Consider the following 19,224-nt stretch of genomic DNA (forward strand, 5'->3'; position numbering starts at 1 on the left):
ATTTATGAAAATTATATATATTATATTTTATAAATTAAAAATAAATCTTAGAAACAAGAAAAGCTTAATTAATATGTTACTACTTCCTGTGATTTTGATATTAATTTTAGGAACAGCTTTAAAAAGTGATTTTACACCTGGAAATATAAAAAGGTCAAAGGTGTATTATTGTATTAAGGATGAAGGAGAGCTTTCTAATAACTTTGAGAGTTATATAACTTCAAATAAATTAAAGGATTTAATAGAAGTAAAAAAGGTAAATAGTAAGGAAGAAGGGTTAAATTTTATAGCAGTAGATGAAAGAAGTAGTTTTATATTTATAGATAAGGGGACTTTAGCAAATATTTTAAGTGGTAAAAAATCTAATATATTCTTATATAGTGAGAGAGACACTATTCAAAAAGAAATAGTTAAAAATGTTTTAAATGGATTTGTAAATGGAGCTAATACAATGTATGCTTCTTATACTATGGGTGCAAAGGGTGGAGCTATAGTAGATAAAAATAGTATAGTGGATTCTTCTATAGATATTCATGGAAAAATACCAAAGGCTATAGACTACTATTCAGTAACTATGTTAGTTATGACCCTTATGTATGGATCCCTTTATGGAAGGTATTCTATAAGAGAGATATACGAAGAGGAGGGAATAAGGGTTAAAAATACGCCAACAAAAGGAATAGATATTTTAATTGGATATATTACTTCATCTATAGTTACAGTGTTTTTAGAAGGGCTATTACTAATGTTTATTGCAAAGTATATTTTTAAAGCTAATTATGGTAAGGATATAGCTTTAATAATATTTATTATATTTAGTATGTCTGTATTTACTAATTTTATAGGTATGGCAGTAGGCACATTAGTTAGAAAAGATGATAAATCTGCAGATATTTTGAATATATTTATTGTGGCTTGTACTTTAGTTTCTGGGGGATATGTTAAATTTCCTATAAATAGTAATTTTTATGACAAAATAATTAGATTTATACCCAATGGCATGGCGCATAATGCAATGTTTAATTCTATATATGGTGGCAATAATGAAATAATTATTTCAAATATTTTAGCTATGTGGATTGGAACAGCTTTGTGTTTAGGAGTATCTTTAATAGCTGAAAAAAGGAGAGCAATTTAATGGTTATTTTTATGAATAATTTAAAAAGAATATTTAAATCTAAATCTAATTTTATATTTATGGTCATCTTTCCTATAATTCTTATTATAATTCTTATTTCATTTAATAATGGAGAGGCTAAAATTTCTATTGGAGTTATAGACAATGATAATACTAAACTTACAGAAGCTTTTATAAACCAAATAGAGAAGGAAAATAAAATAAATTATATAGATCAGTCTGAAATAAAAGATTTTTTATTAAATTTAAAAAATGACTATATAATTGAAATTCCAAAGAATTTTACTAAGGATATAATAAGGGGACAGGATGTAAAAATAAAAGGTTTTTTTATAAATGGAACTAATGCTTCTAAAGCCCCTAAATACAGCATGGAGAGTTTTGTAAATTCTGCAAAAACTATAGCGATATCTTCTAAAGGAGATGAGGATACTTTTTATAAAGCAATTGATAAATATAATGAAGGAATACTTAATGTACAAAATAAAAATACTAATAATACTTTAGTAAGTAAGAAAAATATATCTTTTTCCTTGGGATTTTTGGCATTTAATATGTTAATGCTAGGTGTTAATATTACTTCTATAGTTTTGAAAGACAAACAAAGTAAAATATATTATAGAATATTTACAGCACCAGTTAGTCCTAAAAAGTATACTATTCAAAATTTATTAAGTTTCTTAGTAGTTTTATTATTACAAATTATAGTGATATTTGCTTTTATTATAGGGATATTAAAAATGCAAATCCCCTCTCTTTTTGAAACTTTTTTATTGTTTATGTTTTATTCTGTGTTTATTGTATCCTTTGCATTATTTTTATGCAGTAATTCAAAGGATTTAAGGACTGTTTCTACCATTTCAAACATTACAATTACTCCAATGGCAATGCTAGGAGGGTGCTTTTGGCCAATAGAGATTATGCCAGAAATACTACAGAAAATTTCTAATTTTATTCCTATAACCTGGATGTTAAGGGCTGTAAATAAACTTATGTATAATAATAGCTTATACAATATATTGCCAGAAATATCAATATTATCTCTTTTTACAATAGTATTTCTTCTATTAGCCTGCTGGAGAAAAGAAGATATAATAATTTAAAGTATAGTTAAAATAGTGCAGAAATTTTTTTTCTTCACTATTTTAATTAGAAAGGTTTATTTATTTGTATTAGGCTTTTAGCAACCTTATAATATATATACTTCTAGTTTTCGTTAAAAATTAAAACCAGGGTAAAGGGTGGGAATATTTTGGAAAAATTATTTAAATTGGGTTTCTATGCTTTTATAATTGCAATAGGTATAATAAAATGGAATATATCTTACTTTTTTATTGCTTCTATATTAATAGCAATGATTATGGATATCTTAATAGAAAGATATGTAAAATCTAAAGCAGTTATATATTTAGAATCTTTAATAATAATTTTTATAAGTTATTATATAAAGGAATTTAGTGTTTTTTTATGCATTTGTTCTTATGAATTAATAAAGAGGGAGGAATATAGTGGTTTATTCTTAATAATACCTTTTGTTATAAATTTAAATATAGAAGAGATACCAATTTATACACTGTTATTTTTTATAGTAATTTTTTATGGATATACTTACAGTAAATATATAAAAGAACAGAAAAAATATAAGAGATTATATGATTCTGAAAGAAGAATAACTTATGAGTTAGAAGGAACAAAAAATAGGCTTATTAATTCATATATAAAGATAGAACATTTAACAGAAGTAAGAGAAAGAAACAGAATAGCAAGAGAAATACATGATAAAGTAGGGCATAATATTGCAGGTATTTATATGCAATTACAAGCAGCATCTAAACTAAAAAATATAAATCAAGAAAAGTCTTATGAGTTATTGGACAAATCTATTGAAGAGCTTTCTAAGGCTTTAAGTCTATTAAAAGAGACGGTGTATAATATAAAATCCTTAGAGACTACTGGAATAAATTATATAAATAAAATAATAGAAAACTTTAATTATTGTAAGGTTAATTTTAATTACAGAGGAGATTTTAATAATATTCCTTCAAATATAATGGAAATTATAGCTACAAACATTAAAGAATCATTAACAAACGCTTCAAAATACTCTAATGCAGAAAAAATTTATATAAATTTAGAAAGAAACGAAAAATATATAAGATTATATATAAAGGATAATGGAGTAGGGTGCAATGAGATAAAAGAGGGGTTAGGTATTAGTGGTATGAAGGAGAGGATAAAAAATATTGGAGGGAGTATTTCTATAGATTCTAAAGAGGGGTTTTTAATAGTATGTATTATTCCAATTGGGGAGTTAGAGGTGAATATTTTTGAAGATTGTAATAGCTGATGATGATGGGTTGATAAGAGACAGTCTTAAATTAATTTTAGAGCTTGAAGGAGATATTAAGGTTATTGGCACAGTATCTAATGGTAATGAGGCAATAGAGTTTTGTAGAAAAAATGAGGCTGATATAGTACTTATGGATGTAAGAATGCCAATTTTAGATGGAGTTTTGGCCACAAAAGAAATAAAAAAGGAAAATCCGAGTATTAAAGTTATTATATTAACTACCTTTAAAGATGATGAATATATAGCTCAGGCAATAAAAAATGGAGCTGAGGGATATATACTTAAAAATCAATCATCAGATAATATTATAAATAGTATTAGAACAGTTTATAATGGTAATGGAGTATTTCAAAGTGAAATTCTAAATTCAATAATGGGTATGATAGGAGAAAATAAAAAAACTGAAGAAAAAATACTTCTAACAGAAAGGGAATTTCAAGTACTAAAACTAATAGGGCAAGGATTATCCAATAGGGAAATTTCAAAAAAGCTTTATTTAAGCGAAGGTACTATTAGAAATTATGTAACGAATTTGCTTGAAAAATTACAATTAAGGGATAGAACACAACTTGCAATATATTTTTTAAAAAATATAGAGTGATTTACTATTATTTATATAAATATACAGAATAAAAATAAGGAACCATGTTTTAATGGTTCCTTATTCTTTAAAGTTCTTTAAAACTATTTATAATTTTATCTAATTCAGCTTTGCTTTTATCAAATTTACTTTGGCTTGTCCATGTAGTGATTTGGTAAAAGCCCTTTTTACCCTCAATTAAAGCAATATTATATTTAATTTTTATTTCACCTATTTCTCCAGAAAATTCATATTGCTTTGATTTATTTCCATTAATTTTAATGTCTTTTGCATTAGTTACTTTTGAATTTTTAACAGATTTTTTCATTTCTGTAGTTAGCAAATTAAAATACTTATCTAATGTAAAGGATGATGCAAAATCTTTTTTTGATTCAGATATTGCAAGTACACATTTTTCTTTAAGTTTATCTGCTAATTGAATAGTAGCTTGTGGGTTTTGAAGATTTTCAGTTGTATAAGATTTAGGAACAGTAATCTGACAAAGATTATCTTTACTTTTTACTACTTTAGTTTCTTCAACATTTTCCTTAACTTCTTTTTTAGTATTAGTTGCAGTATCCTTTGATTTTCCACAGCCCAGTATAGTTGTACACATAATAATTGAGATAAAGCAGCAAATAGCTTTTAATGTAAATTTTTTCACCACATTTCCTCCTCAAATTCATGTTATAACCATATATTAATAATTTATAAATTAATGTTAAAACATGTTATAACATATTATAACATTATTGTACAAGTTTTTGAAAAATTTTGCAATATAATTTTATTAAGATAAAATTATAATTAAATATTTTTAAATTGGAATTTTATATTGAAACAAATGTAAAATACATTGGTTATTTAAAGATTTTATATTAAATAAAGAAATATTGTTAGGACTAAGGGCAAAGACTTATTTTAATATAATATATAATTGAAAATTTTAGAAAAGTAATTATATGGTTAGTTCAATGAATTTTTATTTAATATTTATAGAGAATATTAAATAAAATTGGGTAAAACATATAGTATATAGGAAAATATATACTAATATATGGAGCTGTGAAAAATATGAGAATAGGATTAATAAGGCATTTTAAAGTTGATTTATTAAGGAAAAATTTTATGACTTCAGATGAGTATAGGGAATATAATAGGGAATATGATAAGGCTGAAGTTATAAAAAATGAAATTATTATAAATGAAAGTTGGGATAAATGCTATTGTAGTAGCTTACCTAGGGCTATTATTACAGCTAAAACTTTATATGATGGAGAAATAATTATTTCAGACAAATTGGTGGAAATTCCAGCTATGGCGGTAATAAAGTTAGCTATTCCACTACCCTATTATGCTTGGTCTTTATTAAGTAGAGTAGCGTGGGGTAGAAATCATGCTTCTCAACCGGAGGGCAGATTAGAAAGTTTAAAGAGAATTAATTATTTTATAGATTATATATTAGAAAATGAGAAAGATTCTAACATTCTTATTGTAAGCCATGCAGGAGCATTATATGAAATGAGAAAGATTCTTATAAATAAAGGATTTACAGGAGACTGGTTTTTAAAACCCAGAAACGGTAAACTATATATTTTAAAAAAATAATATTAATAAAAATATTTTAAACTATAAATAATAATTTCAAAAATATTTTTATTAGTATGGCAGAGTATAAAAATTTCAGCTATTTTAGTGTATAGTTATTACTTTTTCCTTTAAAGTATGGTTCTAAACCCTACTTTAAACAACTTTTTTACAATAATTTTATATAAGTAGTTTTTTATATTTTTGTATGTTACTATTATATAGTTTGATTTTAAAGAGGATTATTTAAAATTTAAACAGAGAGTATATAGAATATAAACAGAAGATAAATAGAGTTCTAAGGTTTTAAAGGGAGTATTATTTTATAAAACCTTAGAAATTGTTACCTATAACCTATTAACTTTTTATCCCTGACCTCTAAAGGAATTGAATATTAAAGATGCTAGGTATGGGTCAAAAATAATATATGAGGATGATTAGGTATGAGTAAATTAAATTTTGAACATTTTAAATTAAGTAACGAAATATTAAAGTCTTTAAAGGGGCTAGGGTATATTAACCCTTCAAAGGTTCAGGAAGAGGTTATTCCTTTTGTACTTGAAAATAAGGATGTTATAGTAAAATCTCAAACTGGTAGCGGAAAGACAGCAGCCTTTGGAATTCCAGTTTGTGAAAAAATAGATGTTGAGGAAAAGAAGCCTCAGGTATTAATTCTTACTCCAACTAGAGAGCTTGCAGTGCAGATAAAAGAGGATATTTTTAAAATAGGTAGATTTAAAAAAATAAGATGTGCTGCTGTTTTTGGGAAACAGCCTATGAATTTACAAAAAAGTGAGTTGAAACAAAGAGTTCATATAGTAGTTGGAACTCCTGGTAGAACTTTTGATCATATTAAAAGGGGTAATTTAGATTTAGAGAAAATAAAATATTTTATTTTAGATGAGGCAGATGAAATGTTAAATATGGGATTTATCGATCAGGTAAAGGACATAATAAATGCTTTGCCTAAAAATAGAGTAACTATGTTATTTTCTGCAACTATGCCTGAGGAAATTGAAAGGCTTTGTAAAAAATATATGGTAAATCCAAGTAAAATAGAAATTCACCCTGAAAATGTTACTACAGATACTATTGAAGAAATGTATTATGAAGTTGAAAAGGATAGTAAGTTTCAGCTTTTAAAAAAGATAATATATACTGAAAGTCCTAATAGTTGTATCTTATTTTGTAATACCAAAGATGCTGTAGATACTTTATTAAATAATATGAAAAAGAGTAAGTTTTCTTGTGAAGCTATTCATGGTGGTATGGACCAAAGGGATAGATTAGAGACTATGAAAAGATTTAAAGAGGGAGAGTTTCAGTTTTTAGTTGCTACAGATGTTGCAGCTAGAGGAATTCATATTGAAAATATAACTCATGTAATTAATTATGAGGTTCCTATGGAGAAAGAGAGCTATGTACACAGAATTGGAAGAACAGGTCGTGCAGGAAATGAAGGAAAGGCTATAACTTTTGCATATAATTATGAGCTTAAATTTTTGAAAAATATAAAAGAGTATATTGGTCATGATATGGTTAAAAAAGATACTCCTTCAGAAATTCAGGTACAAGAGGGTAAAAAAGATTTCGAATATAAATTAAAACATAAGGTTAAACCAAAATTAAAAAATAATAAATTAGATAATGAAATTACTAAAATATATATAAGCGCAGGGAAGAAAAAAAAGATAAGACCAGGAGATATTGTAGGTGCCATTAGTAATATAGACGGTGTTTACGCTGAGGATATTGGAATAATTGATGTTAATGATACCCATTCTTATGTAGATATTCTTAATGGAAAAGGGAATTTAGTCATAAGAAGTCTTCATAAAAAGAATATAAAGGGGAAAGAAGTTAGAGTTCAAAAAGCAGTTAAATAAACAAAGACTTGGATAAAAATATTATCCAAGTCTTTTTATCTTTTGGCTATTATAAGTAGCATTCACATCTGTTATATATGGGGATATCTGTTGGCGCGACCCTAGATAATTTTTTCTAAATATAAGATTTAGAGAGGGATTTTCATAAATAGACTCCATGTGAGTTTAATAATCATTTGATATTAGAGTAGGACTAAATTTAAAAATAATGTGATAAAATATTACTATTTTTACTATGATATATTAATAAAACATATATTAGGATTATATAAATTTTTTAGAAATAGTGTATAATAATGAATAGTGGGAATTTTTACCGTTAGTATTCTTATAAATCCTAATGTGGTAAAGGCTAAGGATAGTAAAAAACTTAATTTGAAGGAAAATATTATTCCATTAAAAACAGTACAAGCTGAAAATGGTTTTGAGGATTTGTTACCTTTAAAAAATATATTGAAAAATAAAAAAATAGTTTCAGTAGGGGAAGCTACCCATGGTACAAAAGAATTTTTTCAGGCAAAGCATAGAATGTTTGAATTTTTAGTGGAGGAAATGGGATACACATTATTTGCCATGGAAGCAGGATTTGGCGATGCTAGGGTAGTAAATGATTACATATTGAATGGAAAAGGAACTGCAAAGGGTGCGGTAAAGCAATTATTATATTGGGTGTGGACTACTGAAGAAGTTTTAGATATGGTTAATTGGATGAGAAAATATAATGAGAATCCTCAGCATAAGAAAAAAATTAAATTTTATGGATTTGACATACAAACTATACAAATAGATAAAAAAAAGGTTTTGGAATATTTAGGGATTGTTGATATACAAGGGGTAGAAAAATTTAACCAGGCTTTTATAAAATGTGACAATGCATTTATATTAAAAGATGAAGAAGTAAAAAACCTTAAAGATACTTTAGAAGGTCTAATGAAAATATTCCAAAGTAATAAAGATAAATATATAAAAAAATCTTCTAAAAGTGAATATGAGATTGTACAAAAGAATTTAGATACAATATATAAGTTTATAAATTTACAGTATGTAACAAGAAATGGTGGTTCCTATGTAAATTACAGAGATATATCTATGGCGGAAAATGTTAAATGGATATTAGATTATGAAAAGCAATTTGGTAATGATAAGATAATGCTTTGGGCACATAATGGTCATGTAAGTACTAAAATAAATGGTTATAACCCCATGGGGGGACATCTTAGAAATATGTTTAAAGATGATATGTATATTATAGGCCAGGAGTTTAATAAAGGCGGATTTAGAGCTCTACCATTGGGAGATAGTACTTCTATGAAAAATTTTAATATAACTGAGGATTTTCCAAATACATTTTCTTCGATTTTAAAGGAAGCTAATACGCCAATATTTTTCATGGATTTTAAAAATGCTTCAAAGGACAAACATATTAAGGAATGGCTGTTAAAACCTCAGGGAGTGCATGCTATTGGAGCGGCATATAGTGAGACTACACCAGCATATAGTTTTGCGGGAATAGTTCCTAGTGAGTGTTTTGATGGTGTAATATTTGTTGAAAATACCACTGCATCTGTACCTATGGAATATAATAATAGTAATAATAAGCCCTCAAAGGATATGATCATAAATTATTTAAAATTATTACCACTAATAAATCTAATTAGGAAATAGGTTGCTTAATTGCTTTATATTATAGGGCTGCAGATAAATAAAAATTATCCGCAGTCTTTTATTATAAATAATTAATAAAGATTTAATAAAATTTTAAGAATTTAATATGAAGTAATTAAGAGTCATATAGTAAATTATATACATAGAGAATAAATTTTATACGATAGGTGAGGGAATATGGAAAGATTAGAGGAAACTTTAAAAAAGTATAAAAGTATTATTATTTTGACTGTAATATTAGCTTTCGTAGGTGCATTATGTTATTTGTATAGATATGAAATTGAATATGTTTTTAGTTTATTAAAAAATCAGGATCAATTTAAAGAGTATTTACTATCCTTTGGTCCATTAGCTATAGTGGTTTTTGGAATAATGCAAGTACTTCAAGTTGTGATATTTTTCATACCAGGTGAGGTAATTCAAGCCGTAGGAGGATATGCATTTGGCACTTGGCAAGCAACTTTGGTTTCCATAATTGGAATAGATATGGGAGCTACTATATTATTTTTAGTGACAAAAAAATATAGAAGTAAATTAGTTAATAAAGTTGTTCCAGTAAAAATTAAGAACTCCTTAGAAAAAACCTTAAATTCAAAGAAATTAAATTTAGTGGTTTTCCTTCTATATCTTTTACCTGGAATGCCTAAGGATGCTATGATTTTTTTATGTGCACTATCTGAAATATCATTTAAAGATTATATGCTATATTCAACCCTTGGAAGAATACCAGCTTTAACTTTATCCTGTTATTATGGGCATAATATAGCATTAGGTAATAAATCAATAGTACTTATTGCGACTATAATAATAGTGGTAATAGTTTTAATAGGCATATTTTTTAAAGATAGCATATTAAAGAATATAGAAAAAGTTAATTAAAATAGAGTATAAAAAGTTATTAGCGTATAATTAGTTGATAACTTTTTTCATTTTTTATAGCCTAAAATAACAGAAATAAGATATACTATAGAATAGAAATTAAAATTGTACGGGAGAGAATATATATGGAATATACTTTAATTGCCACTGCAACTTTTGGTCTTGAGAAGGTTGTAGCAAATGAACTTAAAGAACTAGGATATGAAGAATTGAAAATAGAAAATGGAAAAGTTACCTTTAAAGGTGATGAGATGGATATTGTTACATGTAATATGTGGCTTAGAACTGCAGATAGAGTACTTATTAAAATGGCTGAGTTTAAAGCGGAGAGTTTTGAGGATTTGTTTCAAGGAACTTTAGCTGTGGAGTGGGGAGACATTATACCTATAACGGGTTTTATGCATGTAACAGGTAAATCTGTGAAATCTAAGTTGTATAGTGTACCAGATTGTCAATCTATTGTAAAAAAAGCAGTAGTAGATGCTATGAAAAGGAAATATAGAAGAGATTTATTCCCAGAAAATGGTGTTGAATATAAGATAGAAGTAGGAATTTTAAAGGATACAGTAACTTTAACTTTAGATACTTCAGGAACTGGATTACATAAAAGAGGATATAGAGAAATGGCAGGTATAGCACCTATGAAAGAAACTTTAGCTGCGGCTCTAGTACTTTTAAGTAAATGGGAACCAGGTAATTTACTTGCAGATCCATTTTGTGGTTCAGGTACAATAGCAATTGAGGCAGCAATGATTGGTAAAAATATTGCTCCAGGATTAAATAGAAGCTTTGTTTCAGAACAATGGGATATTATTCCACAAGATTTATGGCAAGATATTAGAAAATTTGCTAGAAATTCTATAAATGATAAAGAGTTTAGAATACTTGCTTCAGATATTAGTGGAAAGGTAGTAAAAACAGCAAGAGAAAATGCTAAAAAAGCAGGGGTAGAAGATTATATAGCATTTCAAAAATTAGATGTAGCGGACTTTTCATCTAAGAAGAAAAGAGGATATATAATAACTAATCCTCCATATGGTGAAAGAATAGGGCAGCTTAACGAAGTTGAAAACCTATATAAAACTATGGGGAACACATTTAAGAAGCTAAATGATTGGTCCTATTTTGTTATTACCTCTTATGAAAATTTTGAGAAATGTTTTGGTAAAAAGTCTGATAAAAATAGAAAGCTTTATAATGGAAGACTTAAATGTTATTTTTATCAGTATTTCGCACCTAAAGAAGATAAAAGCTATAATTATAAAAATGCTTAGGAATTTAGAGTTTTTCTATTGATTATTATTTAAGTATATGTTATAGTTGTTAAGTAATAAAAATTAAATGTTTATGAAAAGATTTAATATGATGAACAACATTCCCTCTTATTTTGGAACGTTATGTGAATCAAATTTTAAATCTTAATTTTAAGGAGGAATGTTGAAATGGCAGATAAGACTATATTATGTAAAGACTGCGGAAAAGAATTCGTATTCACTGAAGGAGAACAGGAATTCTACAAAGAAAAAGGATTTGAAAATGATCCAGTAAGATGTCCTGATTGTAGAAGAGCAAGAAAACAACAGAACAACAGAGGATTCAGAAGATAGTATATAAATTTGTACTATATACCCTATAAGATTTATTCTTATAGGGTTTTTTGATTTTATAAAAACTAAGGAACTTGAGAACCATACTTATAAAGCTTAGAAATTATTTTTTAAATACTTGGTAAAATTAAAATTATTCTTTAATGAAATATATATTTGCAAAACTACAAAAATAAATATATATTTATATTAATTAAAGTTAGATTGATATAAAATATTCTAGATATATTTATATGGTTTCACATATTAAATATATAAGGTTGGAGGTAAAAAATGCTTAAAATATGGGGTAAGTTAATTAAAGATAATAAAATAATAAAAGATATGGTATCAAATTCTCATGAAGGAGAAAATTATCAGGAAAATTTGAAAAGATGTATTATAGAAATATGTGAACAATTTGATATATCAAAGCCATATTGGTTACCAACTAATTTAGATGAATTCAATAGAAGAGCTAAAACTTCATTTAATAAGGATAATTTCGTGGAGGAGATAGAATTTGATAAATTTGAGATAGAAGAATTAGAATGATATAAAAGTAATATATGAAAGGTGACTTTATATGAAAGATTTTTTTATGAAAGTTACATATGTTTTTCAAAACATTAGTTTGCAATTTAAACATATAGATGTATTACCTAAATTGTTATTAACAATAGGATTGTTTATATTTATACATTGGGGAAATAAAGTAATATTTGGTTATATTGATAAGGCAGATTTAACTTCTAAAAGAACCATAAAATTAAAAAAAATAACTTCATTTGTAGAAAATATATTTTTTATTATTATTATAATCCCTATATGGATTTATGAATCAAAGGATATTTTAACATTCTTAGGTCTTTTTTCAGCAGGAATGGCATTTGCATTTAAGGATTTAGTATCAAATTTTTTAGGGTGGATAATAATTAACTCCCATAAACCTTTTGAAGTGGGAGATAGAATTAAGATAGGTGATAATATAGGGGATGTACTTGAAATCGAATGGTTTTATACTACTATAATAGAGGTTACAGAGGCAAATAAAACCTATGGTCAAAGTACAGGAAGACTTACTCATATACCTAATATAAAATTACTTACTACAGAAGCAGTAAATGAAACCAATACATTTCCTTATACTTGGAATGAAATAGATATACCAGTTACAACTAAGAGTAACTGGCAAAGGGCTAAAAAAATAATTTTGGACAGCGCCTTCAAAGAGCTTGGTAATATAGAAGATAAAGCTAAGGAAGCCCTAGGAATAGCTTCAAAGACACACCCTATATATTATGAAAATCTCTCTCATACTGTGTATACCTCTTTAAAAGATGGAAAAATAGTTCTTACATTAAGGTTTATATGTGGATCAAGAAATTTTAGAAATTTAGAACACAATATAATAGAGGATATATTAAAAGAGTTTGGAAAATATGATGATATAGAAATTTTGTAAAATAAAATATCTTTTTAAGCACTTTACTTGTAGTAAGTACCCTATTAAGTACATAGGGCGCTGCCTAATTGTTAGTGCTTTATTTTTTTATGGTGAGTCTTTTAAATGATTTATATTTAGTTTATTAGTAAAATATATGGGGAAAATATTTTTAGTTTGTAAAAGTAAAATTTATAAGATAGGAGTTGATTTTATTGTTTAAAAAAATTGCTTGTGAATTTAAGGACTTTGCAGTAAAAGGAAATGCTATTGATTTAGCAATAGGTGTGGTTATAGGAGGGGCTTTTTCAAAAATAGTTTCCTCATTGGTAAATGATATTATAATGCCTGCTGTGGGAGTTTTAATAGGGGGAATAGATTTTACTAATTTAAAGATAGTTATAGGAATTAAGAATGGATCAGAGGTGGCTATAAAATATGGTCAGTTTATACAATCCGTTGTTGATTTTACCATTATATCTTTTTCTATATTTTTATTTATAAAAGCTATAAATACTTTTAAAAAGAAAGAGGAAAAAATAGAAGAAGAGAAGAAAAATAGGGAAGAATTATTATTAGAGGAGATTAGGGATATACTAAAATCCACTAAAGACTGTTAAAATGAAGTAATTGTTTCATTATATATAATTTGTGGCTATAATATTTTCAAATTTACACTATAGTACATTAAATGAGTAAAATTTTAATATAAGGTATGAAAGATATTGTGGAAATAAACAGTGAATTTTGTTAAAAATAATTGAATTTTTTAAATTACATAGTTTAAATATAAAATAATGTAAGAGTATAACTGTTGAGATTAGTACTATGAAGGGGATATGGGTGAAAAATTGCATAATATGTTAAAGAAAATGTTACCTTGTCAAAATACCAACAAAATGGTACAATAGCTTTGACACTTAAATACAAGGAAGAGGGTTAGTATGCAAGTTAAAAATAATGAAGATGAAATGATGCATAAAATTGAAAAAAATGAAGCGTCAAAGGAAAAACATCCACCAGGATTGTATATGTTGTTTCTTACAGAAATGTGGGAAAGATTTAGCTACTATGGAATGAGAGCTTTACTTATACTTTATTTAACTACAGAATTTGTAAGAGGTGGATTAGCATTTGATCCAGCAACAGCAGCTCTAATTTATGGTTGGTATACAGGACTTACCTATATTACTCCACTAATAGGAGGATACATATCTGATAGATTCTTGGGACAAAGAAAGGCAATAGTTGTAGGTGCCACAATAATGGCATTAGGACAGTTTGCATTATTTGCTCAGCAGACGAAAACATTTTTATTTATCGGTTTGTTTTTACTTGTAATAGGTAATGGATTTTTCAAGCCTAATATTTCTACACTTGTAGGTAAACTTTATTCAGATGGTGATAAGAGAAAAGATTCAGCCTTTACAATATTTTATATGGGTATAAATGTAGGAGCCTTTTTAGCGCCATTAGTTTGTGGTACTTTAGCTGAAAATATTTTTGCAGTTAAAAAGGCGGGAGAAATAATGCAGTATGGGTTTAAATATGGATTTCTAGCTGCAGGAATTGGTATGATATTAAGCCAGATTATTTTTATGGCATTATCACAAAAGTATCTTGGAGATATAGGAAAACATACTGTAGTAGATTCTAATGGAAAATTAAAAGAAGATAATAATAAACCTCTAACATTACAAGAAAAAAAGAGAACTGCGGTTATAATTATAATTACTTTATTTGTTATAGTATTTTGGACTGGATTTGAACAGGCAGGAAGTTCTCTTACAATATATACTAAGGATTTTATAAATAGAGATATATTTGGGAAGGAACTTGCAGTATCATGGTTTCAATCATTAAATCCGTTTTTTATAGTTTCTTTGGGACCAATAATGTCAATATTATGGTTAAAGTTAGCTAATAGACCAGAAGGGGATTTAAGTATACCTAAAAAAATGTCATTAGGTATGATACTACTTGGAGTAGGATTTTTACTTATGGTTGGAGCAGTATTGCAGAGAGGAAATGCGGGAGATGATGTTACTGTAAAAGCCAATATGATATGGCTTGTAGGGACATATTTCTTTCATACATTAGGGGAGCTTTGTTTATCTCCTATAGGACTTTCAATGGTAAGTAAGATAGCACCACCTAAGTATGCTTCTTTACTTATGGGGGTATGGCTATCAAGTAATGGTATAGCTAATATATTAGCAGGATATCTAGCATCTTATGTAGGAAGCTTAGGAGCTTTAAGTATTTTTGGAGGAATAGCATGCATATCCATATTATGTGGATTAATACTATATTCATTAAGAAATAAAATAGAAGCTATGATGGCATAATATTATGATGTAGATAAAAATTAGTAAAATTTATTTAAAAAGCTATCTCAATAAAAAATTGGGATAGCTTTTTAATTTGGGAAAAATTTTAGATAATTAAAAAATTACATAAAATTTAAATTGCACATATTTTGTAGTATAATGAAATAAAACCAATATATAAAAACTATAGATAAATATTGATTTTTTATATTTAAATAAAACTATTACAAAAAAATTCAAAAAATTTACCAAAATGGTTTCTTTTTGCTAAAATAATGGTATAATTAAGATATAAATACAATTACTTAGAAGTAAAATATTGAAAGGAACAATAATATGCTAAAAATATCATTAATGGAATTTTTTACACGAACTATTCCAGAATCTTTTTTATTTGTCTTAACTGGGTATTTATTTGCTAAAAAGAATATTGATAAAAAAACTTATTGTACTTCAAGTATGGTTCTTGCAATGTGTATTTATATAATAAGGATGTTACCAATACATTATGGTGTACATACTATTATAAATATAATAATTTGCATTTTAATAATTGCCACATTAAACAAAATACCAGTAATACAATCAATTACAGCTTCATTATTTGCCGCAACTATATTATCAATTTGTGAACTGGTTAATTTCTTTATATTGGAAAGCATATTAAAATTAGATATTGAATCAATGCTAAATAATTCTTTGACGAAGGTGCTAAATTTTATACCATCTTTAATTTTATTTGCTTTAATAATTTTAATATTTTATGTTTCAATATATAAAAATAAAAAGAGGGATGAAAGTGTCATTGGTTGAAAGAATTTCGGAAAAAATAGGCTGCGTTGTAGCTAAAAAGTTGAATTTAGATGAGGACAACAAAGAAGTTATAGTATATGGGGCATTTAATTTAATTCAAACTACTTTAGCATTGTTATGGGTTATAGTTTTTGGACTTATATTTAAAGTATTAGTAGAGTCTTTAGTTGTAACTTTTGTTATTGCAATGTTTAGAAAACGCTCAGGAGGTGTACATGCATCTTCGCCTATTATATGTATAATTGTAGGGGCTATTATAGCTATTGGATTTGGTCTTATTGTAAAATATCTTCTTTATAACATGAGTATAATTAGCATAATTGTTATAAGCACAATTGTTTTAGCATTTGCATACTTTATGATTTATAAATTTGTACCAGTAGATAGTAAAGAAAAACCAATTACCAATATTGAAATTAGAGAAAGCTTAAAAAAATCATCTTTTAATTTAATTAATATTTTTTCATTATTTATAATTGTATTAATTTTTATAGGATATAAATATAAAAACCATAATATGCTAAACATTGTTCAGTGTATGTATTTGGGTATTGCATGGCAAGCATTTACTTTAAGCCCAGTAGCACATATTATCTTAAAAAAAGAGTATGAGTAGTTTTTTTGATATATTATATTCCAGTTTAAAAAAGTGTTATAGATATTGTGGTGAATGGGGATTCACTAAGAAGTAAAGGGAGTTTTTTAAAAGTAATAGGGATTAATGTTATATATTTTATGGGGATTAGTTATGTTTTCAAAGGTAACTTCTACTTAAATTATAATTATAATACGAAAGTAGAAAAATTCCTTTGTAATATATAGTATAACTGCTATAAAAACAGTTATATTAAAAATTATATAAGGATTAAGGAGGGAATTACATGAAAAACAAGGTAATGAAAGAGGTTGCAAAAGTTTGCAAGACTATGGCTAAGTCAACATCAGCTTCAGCTTGTACTTTAAGTTTCTATCAGCCAAAGGAACCAAAATCTCTTAGAAAATAATTTAAAGGTAATATAAGGATCATTTATTTTGGTCCTTATATTATTTATTTATGAATAAAAAAATATATGGATGTGAAACGTATGGATTATTTTGAGGATATTAGACAAAAGAAGATATATAATATCATATGTATTGTTAAATTAGTATCATTACTTCTTTCATCAGTAATAATTTACAATCAATTTTTTACACAAAACAATATAGTTTTTGCAACAAAAGACGGATATTTTAATGAAGTGGCAATAGCCTTATTCACCTTTGTAATAGCTTTAATATACTGGATATGGTCTTTTTTTTCTATAAGAATTTTTGAAAGTAAGCATGTAAAAAAAATACAAATGATAGAAAATGGCGTTTTTATATTAATATTTTCAAGTTTAATTATTCTATCTCATACTTGTGTAGCACAATATAAATTTTTGTTTTTGTTTATTATAATTACATCCACTTTACAATTAGGGAAAAAATATGGAATTATAATGTCTGTGATTTCATCTATAATAATATTGTTAATAGATTTAACCTGTTTTCCTTATGAGGGAATAAATGCTCGTTTTGAAAATGATTTAATATTAGTAGGTGTTTTTATACTAACTGCGTGGCCTTTAGGACACTATGTAAAAATTGAGAATGAAAATATTGAGTATAAAAATTTACAATTAAAAGAATTAAATAGTAGATTAACTAAAGAAGATAAAAGAAGAAAGTATATGGAGGATATACTTTTAAAAAATGAAACTTGTTATAATCTTCTTATTAAAAATTCTATGGATGCTATATTTGTACATAGGGATGGAAGGCTGATTTTTGCTAATGAAAGTGCAGCTAATTTATTAGGGTTTAATGATGTAGATAAGTTAAATGGTAAATGGTTCTCGGATTTTGTACCGGAAGAGGAAAAGAAGGTTGTAGGAGAAAAATTCGAACAAATATATGATGAAAAAACAACTATGTCATTATTTGAAGAGAAAATAATAAAAAATAATGGACAAATGGCTATAATGCAAAATACCTCCACTTATTTTATATATGAAGAACAACCAACAATTTTAAGTATACTTCATGATATTACATCAGAAAAACAGGTTGAAAAATTGCAAAAAGATGTAGAAAAAAATATAGAACTATTAAATGAAACTAGAGAGGTAAATAAACTAATCACAGAATTTTTATCTAATATATCACATGAGTTAAAAACTCCTTTAAATGTTATATATAGTGCAGTGCAATTATTAGGGCTTTATAATAAATCTAATAAAGATACACAATCTGTTGAAAAACAGGATAAATATTTAAATGTTATGAAACAAAATTGTTATAGGCTTATGAGATTAATAAATAATCTATTGGATATGACAAAGTTAGATTCAGGTTTTTTAAAATTGAATTTAAGTAATTATGATATTGTAAGTGTTATTGAGGATATTACTCTATCAGTAGCTTCTTATGTTGAAAGTAAGGGACTAAATCTTACTTTTGATACTGATGTAGAGGAAAAAATAATGGCTTTTGATGGAGATAAAATAGAGAGAATTACATTGAATTTATTGTCTAATGCTATAAAATTTACTAATTCAGGTGGGAATATATATGTAACTGTAAAAGATATGGGAGAATATGTTACAATATCTGTTAAAGATACGGGAATAGGTATTCCAAAGGATAAGCTAAGACTTATTTTTGAAAGGTTTGGACAAGTAAATAAAACTTTTAGAAGGGATCGAGAGGGAAGTGGAATAGGGCTTTACCTTGTTAAATCCTTCGTTGAAATGCATGGAGGAGAAATTTATATTAAAAGCGAATTAGGGCAGGGAAGTGAATTTGTTTTAAAATTACCTGCAAAAAGTTTAGAAGAAAGTGAAGAACACAAAAATTCATTATATGAAACCAGTACAGAAAGTATAAATATGGAATTTTCGGATATATAATTAATTTAGTGTCTAGAATCTCTAATTCCCACT

General features: G+C 26.3%; 19 protein-coding genes. 18 read left to right on the forward strand and 1 reads right to left on the reverse strand.

What is annotated here, in order from left to right; genetic code table 11:
• Positions 1 to 4: 4 nt before the first annotated feature.
• The 4 genes from EJL03_RS08430 (at position 5) to EJL03_RS08445 (ending at position 4,089) form a co-directional block, all read left to right on the forward strand.
• Positions 5 to 1,138 (forward strand): ABC transporter permease, encoded by a 1,134-nt coding sequence (locus tag EJL03_RS08430; RefSeq protein ID WP_125153525.1) that lies wholly within the window; start codon positions 5 to 7, stop codon positions 1,136 to 1,138.
• 11 nt (positions 1,139 to 1,149) lie between these two features.
• Complete coding sequence (locus EJL03_RS08435) at positions 1,150 to 2,241, forward strand: ABC transporter permease (RefSeq protein WP_243108681.1); 1,092 nt, start codon at positions 1,150 to 1,152, stop codon at positions 2,239 to 2,241.
• Between the two features lie 149 nt (positions 2,242 to 2,390).
• Complete coding sequence (locus EJL03_RS08440) at positions 2,391 to 3,485, forward strand: sensor histidine kinase (protein WP_125153527.1); 1,095 nt, start codon at positions 2,391 to 2,393, stop codon at positions 3,483 to 3,485.
• Complete coding sequence (locus EJL03_RS08445) at positions 3,466 to 4,089, forward strand: response regulator transcription factor (RefSeq protein WP_125153528.1); 624 nt, start codon at positions 3,466 to 3,468, stop codon at positions 4,087 to 4,089. Before EJL03_RS08440 ends, EJL03_RS08445 begins: the two co-directional genes overlap by 20 nt.
• Positions 4,090 to 4,156: 67 nt before the next feature.
• Here EJL03_RS08445 and EJL03_RS08450 read toward each other — a convergent pair whose 3' ends face one another.
• Positions 4,157 to 4,732 (reverse strand): PsbP-related protein, encoded by a 576-nt coding sequence (locus EJL03_RS08450; protein ID WP_125153529.1) that lies wholly within the window; start codon positions 4,730 to 4,732, stop codon positions 4,157 to 4,159.
• Between the two features lie 410 nt (positions 4,733 to 5,142).
• Between EJL03_RS08450 and EJL03_RS08455 the strand changes: the two genes are divergently transcribed.
• The 14 genes from EJL03_RS08455 to EJL03_RS08520 all read left to right on the forward strand — a co-directional run bounded on the left by EJL03_RS08455 (position 5,143) and on the right by EJL03_RS08520 (position 19,191).
• Complete coding sequence (locus EJL03_RS08455) at positions 5,143 to 5,676, forward strand: histidine phosphatase family protein (protein ID WP_125153530.1); 534 nt, start codon at positions 5,143 to 5,145, stop codon at positions 5,674 to 5,676.
• A 422-nt stretch (positions 5,677 to 6,098) separates the two neighbouring features.
• Positions 6,099 to 7,541: a DEAD/DEAH box helicase gene (locus EJL03_RS08460; protein ID WP_125153531.1), complete on the forward strand. Its 1,443-nt coding sequence runs from the start codon at positions 6,099 to 6,101 to the stop codon at positions 7,539 to 7,541.
• Positions 7,542 to 7,844: 303 nt separating this feature from the next.
• The gene (locus tag EJL03_RS08465; RefSeq protein ID WP_125153532.1) at positions 7,845 to 9,206 is read left to right on the forward strand and encodes an erythromycin esterase family protein; all 1,362 of its coding nucleotides are present in this window, start codon (positions 7,845 to 7,847) and stop codon (positions 9,204 to 9,206) included.
• 177 nt (positions 9,207 to 9,383) lie between these two features.
• Complete coding sequence (locus tag EJL03_RS08470; RefSeq protein ID WP_125153533.1) at positions 9,384 to 10,085, forward strand: TVP38/TMEM64 family protein; 702 nt, start codon at positions 9,384 to 9,386, stop codon at positions 10,083 to 10,085.
• 125 nt (positions 10,086 to 10,210) lie between these two features.
• Positions 10,211 to 11,359 carry a THUMP domain-containing class I SAM-dependent RNA methyltransferase gene (locus EJL03_RS08475; protein ID WP_125153534.1) on the forward strand — a complete coding sequence of 383 codons (1,149 nt, stop codon included), beginning with the start codon at positions 10,211 to 10,213 and terminating at the stop codon, positions 11,357 to 11,359.
• Between the two features lie 168 nt (positions 11,360 to 11,527).
• Positions 11,528 to 11,692, forward strand: coding sequence for a zinc-ribbon domain-containing protein (locus tag EJL03_RS08480; protein ID WP_125153535.1), 165 nt, complete (start codon positions 11,528 to 11,530; stop codon positions 11,690 to 11,692).
• Between the two features lie 273 nt (positions 11,693 to 11,965).
• Positions 11,966 to 12,226, forward strand: a complete 261-nt coding sequence (locus EJL03_RS08485) for a hypothetical protein (protein WP_125153536.1) — start codon at positions 11,966 to 11,968, stop codon at positions 12,224 to 12,226.
• Between the two features lie 31 nt (positions 12,227 to 12,257).
• The gene (locus tag EJL03_RS08490) at positions 12,258 to 13,136 is read left to right on the forward strand and encodes a mechanosensitive ion channel family protein (RefSeq protein ID WP_243108682.1); all 879 of its coding nucleotides are present in this window, start codon (positions 12,258 to 12,260) and stop codon (positions 13,134 to 13,136) included.
• A 194-nt stretch (positions 13,137 to 13,330) separates the two neighbouring features.
• Complete coding sequence (gene mscL, locus EJL03_RS08495) at positions 13,331 to 13,735, forward strand: large-conductance mechanosensitive channel protein MscL (protein ID WP_279222066.1); 405 nt, start codon at positions 13,331 to 13,333, stop codon at positions 13,733 to 13,735.
• Between the two features lie 324 nt (positions 13,736 to 14,059).
• Entirely contained in the window at positions 14,060 to 15,463 is a 1,404-nt protein-coding gene (locus tag EJL03_RS08500; RefSeq protein WP_125153537.1) for a peptide MFS transporter, read from the forward strand.
• 318 nt (positions 15,464 to 15,781) lie between these two features.
• Positions 15,782 to 16,258 (forward strand): hypothetical protein, encoded by a 477-nt coding sequence (locus EJL03_RS08505; protein WP_125153538.1) that lies wholly within the window; start codon positions 15,782 to 15,784, stop codon positions 16,256 to 16,258.
• Positions 16,245 to 16,874 (forward strand): accessory gene regulator ArgB-like protein, encoded by a 630-nt coding sequence (locus EJL03_RS08510; protein WP_164509044.1) that lies wholly within the window; start codon positions 16,245 to 16,247, stop codon positions 16,872 to 16,874. Before EJL03_RS08505 ends, EJL03_RS08510 begins: the two co-directional genes overlap by 14 nt.
• A 265-nt stretch (positions 16,875 to 17,139) precedes the next feature.
• On the forward strand, positions 17,140 to 17,262 hold the full coding sequence (locus tag EJL03_RS08515) for a cyclic lactone autoinducer peptide (RefSeq protein ID WP_125153540.1): 123 nt from the start codon (positions 17,140 to 17,142) through the stop codon (positions 17,260 to 17,262).
• A gap of 81 nt (positions 17,263 to 17,343) precedes the next feature.
• The gene (locus EJL03_RS08520; protein WP_423243339.1) at positions 17,344 to 19,191 is read left to right on the forward strand and encodes a PAS domain-containing sensor histidine kinase; all 1,848 of its coding nucleotides are present in this window, start codon (positions 17,344 to 17,346) and stop codon (positions 19,189 to 19,191) included.
• Positions 19,192 to 19,224: the final 33 nt, after the last annotated feature.

The sequence above is a fragment of the Clostridium rectalis genome (assembly GCF_900626095.1).
In the GTDB taxonomy this organism is placed as follows: Bacteria; Bacillota; Clostridia; order Clostridiales; family Clostridiaceae; genus Clostridium_AS; species Clostridium_AS rectalis.

Coding starts and splice junctions, on each gene's coding strand:
- EJL03_RS08430 (WP_125153525.1), top strand. CDS start 5: ATGAAAATTATATATATTATATTTTATAAATTAAAAATAAATCTTAGA.
- EJL03_RS08435 (WP_243108681.1), top strand. CDS start 1,150: ATGAATAATTTAAAAAGAATATTTAAATCTAAATCTAATTTTATATTT.
- EJL03_RS08455 (WP_125153530.1), top strand. CDS start 5,143: ATGAGAATAGGATTAATAAGGCATTTTAAAGTTGATTTATTAAGGAAA.
- EJL03_RS08460 (WP_125153531.1), top strand. CDS start 6,099: ATGAGTAAATTAAATTTTGAACATTTTAAATTAAGTAACGAAATATTA.
- EJL03_RS08470 (WP_125153533.1), top strand. CDS start 9,384: ATGGAAAGATTAGAGGAAACTTTAAAAAAGTATAAAAGTATTATTATT.
- EJL03_RS08475 (WP_125153534.1), top strand. CDS start 10,211: ATGGAATATACTTTAATTGCCACTGCAACTTTTGGTCTTGAGAAGGTT.
- EJL03_RS08480 (WP_125153535.1), top strand. CDS start 11,528: ATGGCAGATAAGACTATATTATGTAAAGACTGCGGAAAAGAATTCGTA.
- EJL03_RS08485 (WP_125153536.1), top strand. CDS start 11,966: ATGCTTAAAATATGGGGTAAGTTAATTAAAGATAATAAAATAATAAAA.
- EJL03_RS08490 (WP_243108682.1), top strand. CDS start 12,258: ATGAAAGATTTTTTTATGAAAGTTACATATGTTTTTCAAAACATTAGT.
- EJL03_RS08500 (WP_125153537.1), top strand. CDS start 14,060: ATGCAAGTTAAAAATAATGAAGATGAAATGATGCATAAAATTGAAAAA.
- EJL03_RS08505 (WP_125153538.1), top strand. CDS start 15,782: ATGCTAAAAATATCATTAATGGAATTTTTTACACGAACTATTCCAGAA.
- EJL03_RS08515 (WP_125153540.1), top strand. CDS start 17,140: ATGAAAAACAAGGTAATGAAAGAGGTTGCAAAAGTTTGCAAGACTATG.
- EJL03_RS08520 (WP_423243339.1), top strand. CDS start 17,344: ATGGATTATTTTGAGGATATTAGACAAAAGAAGATATATAATATCATA.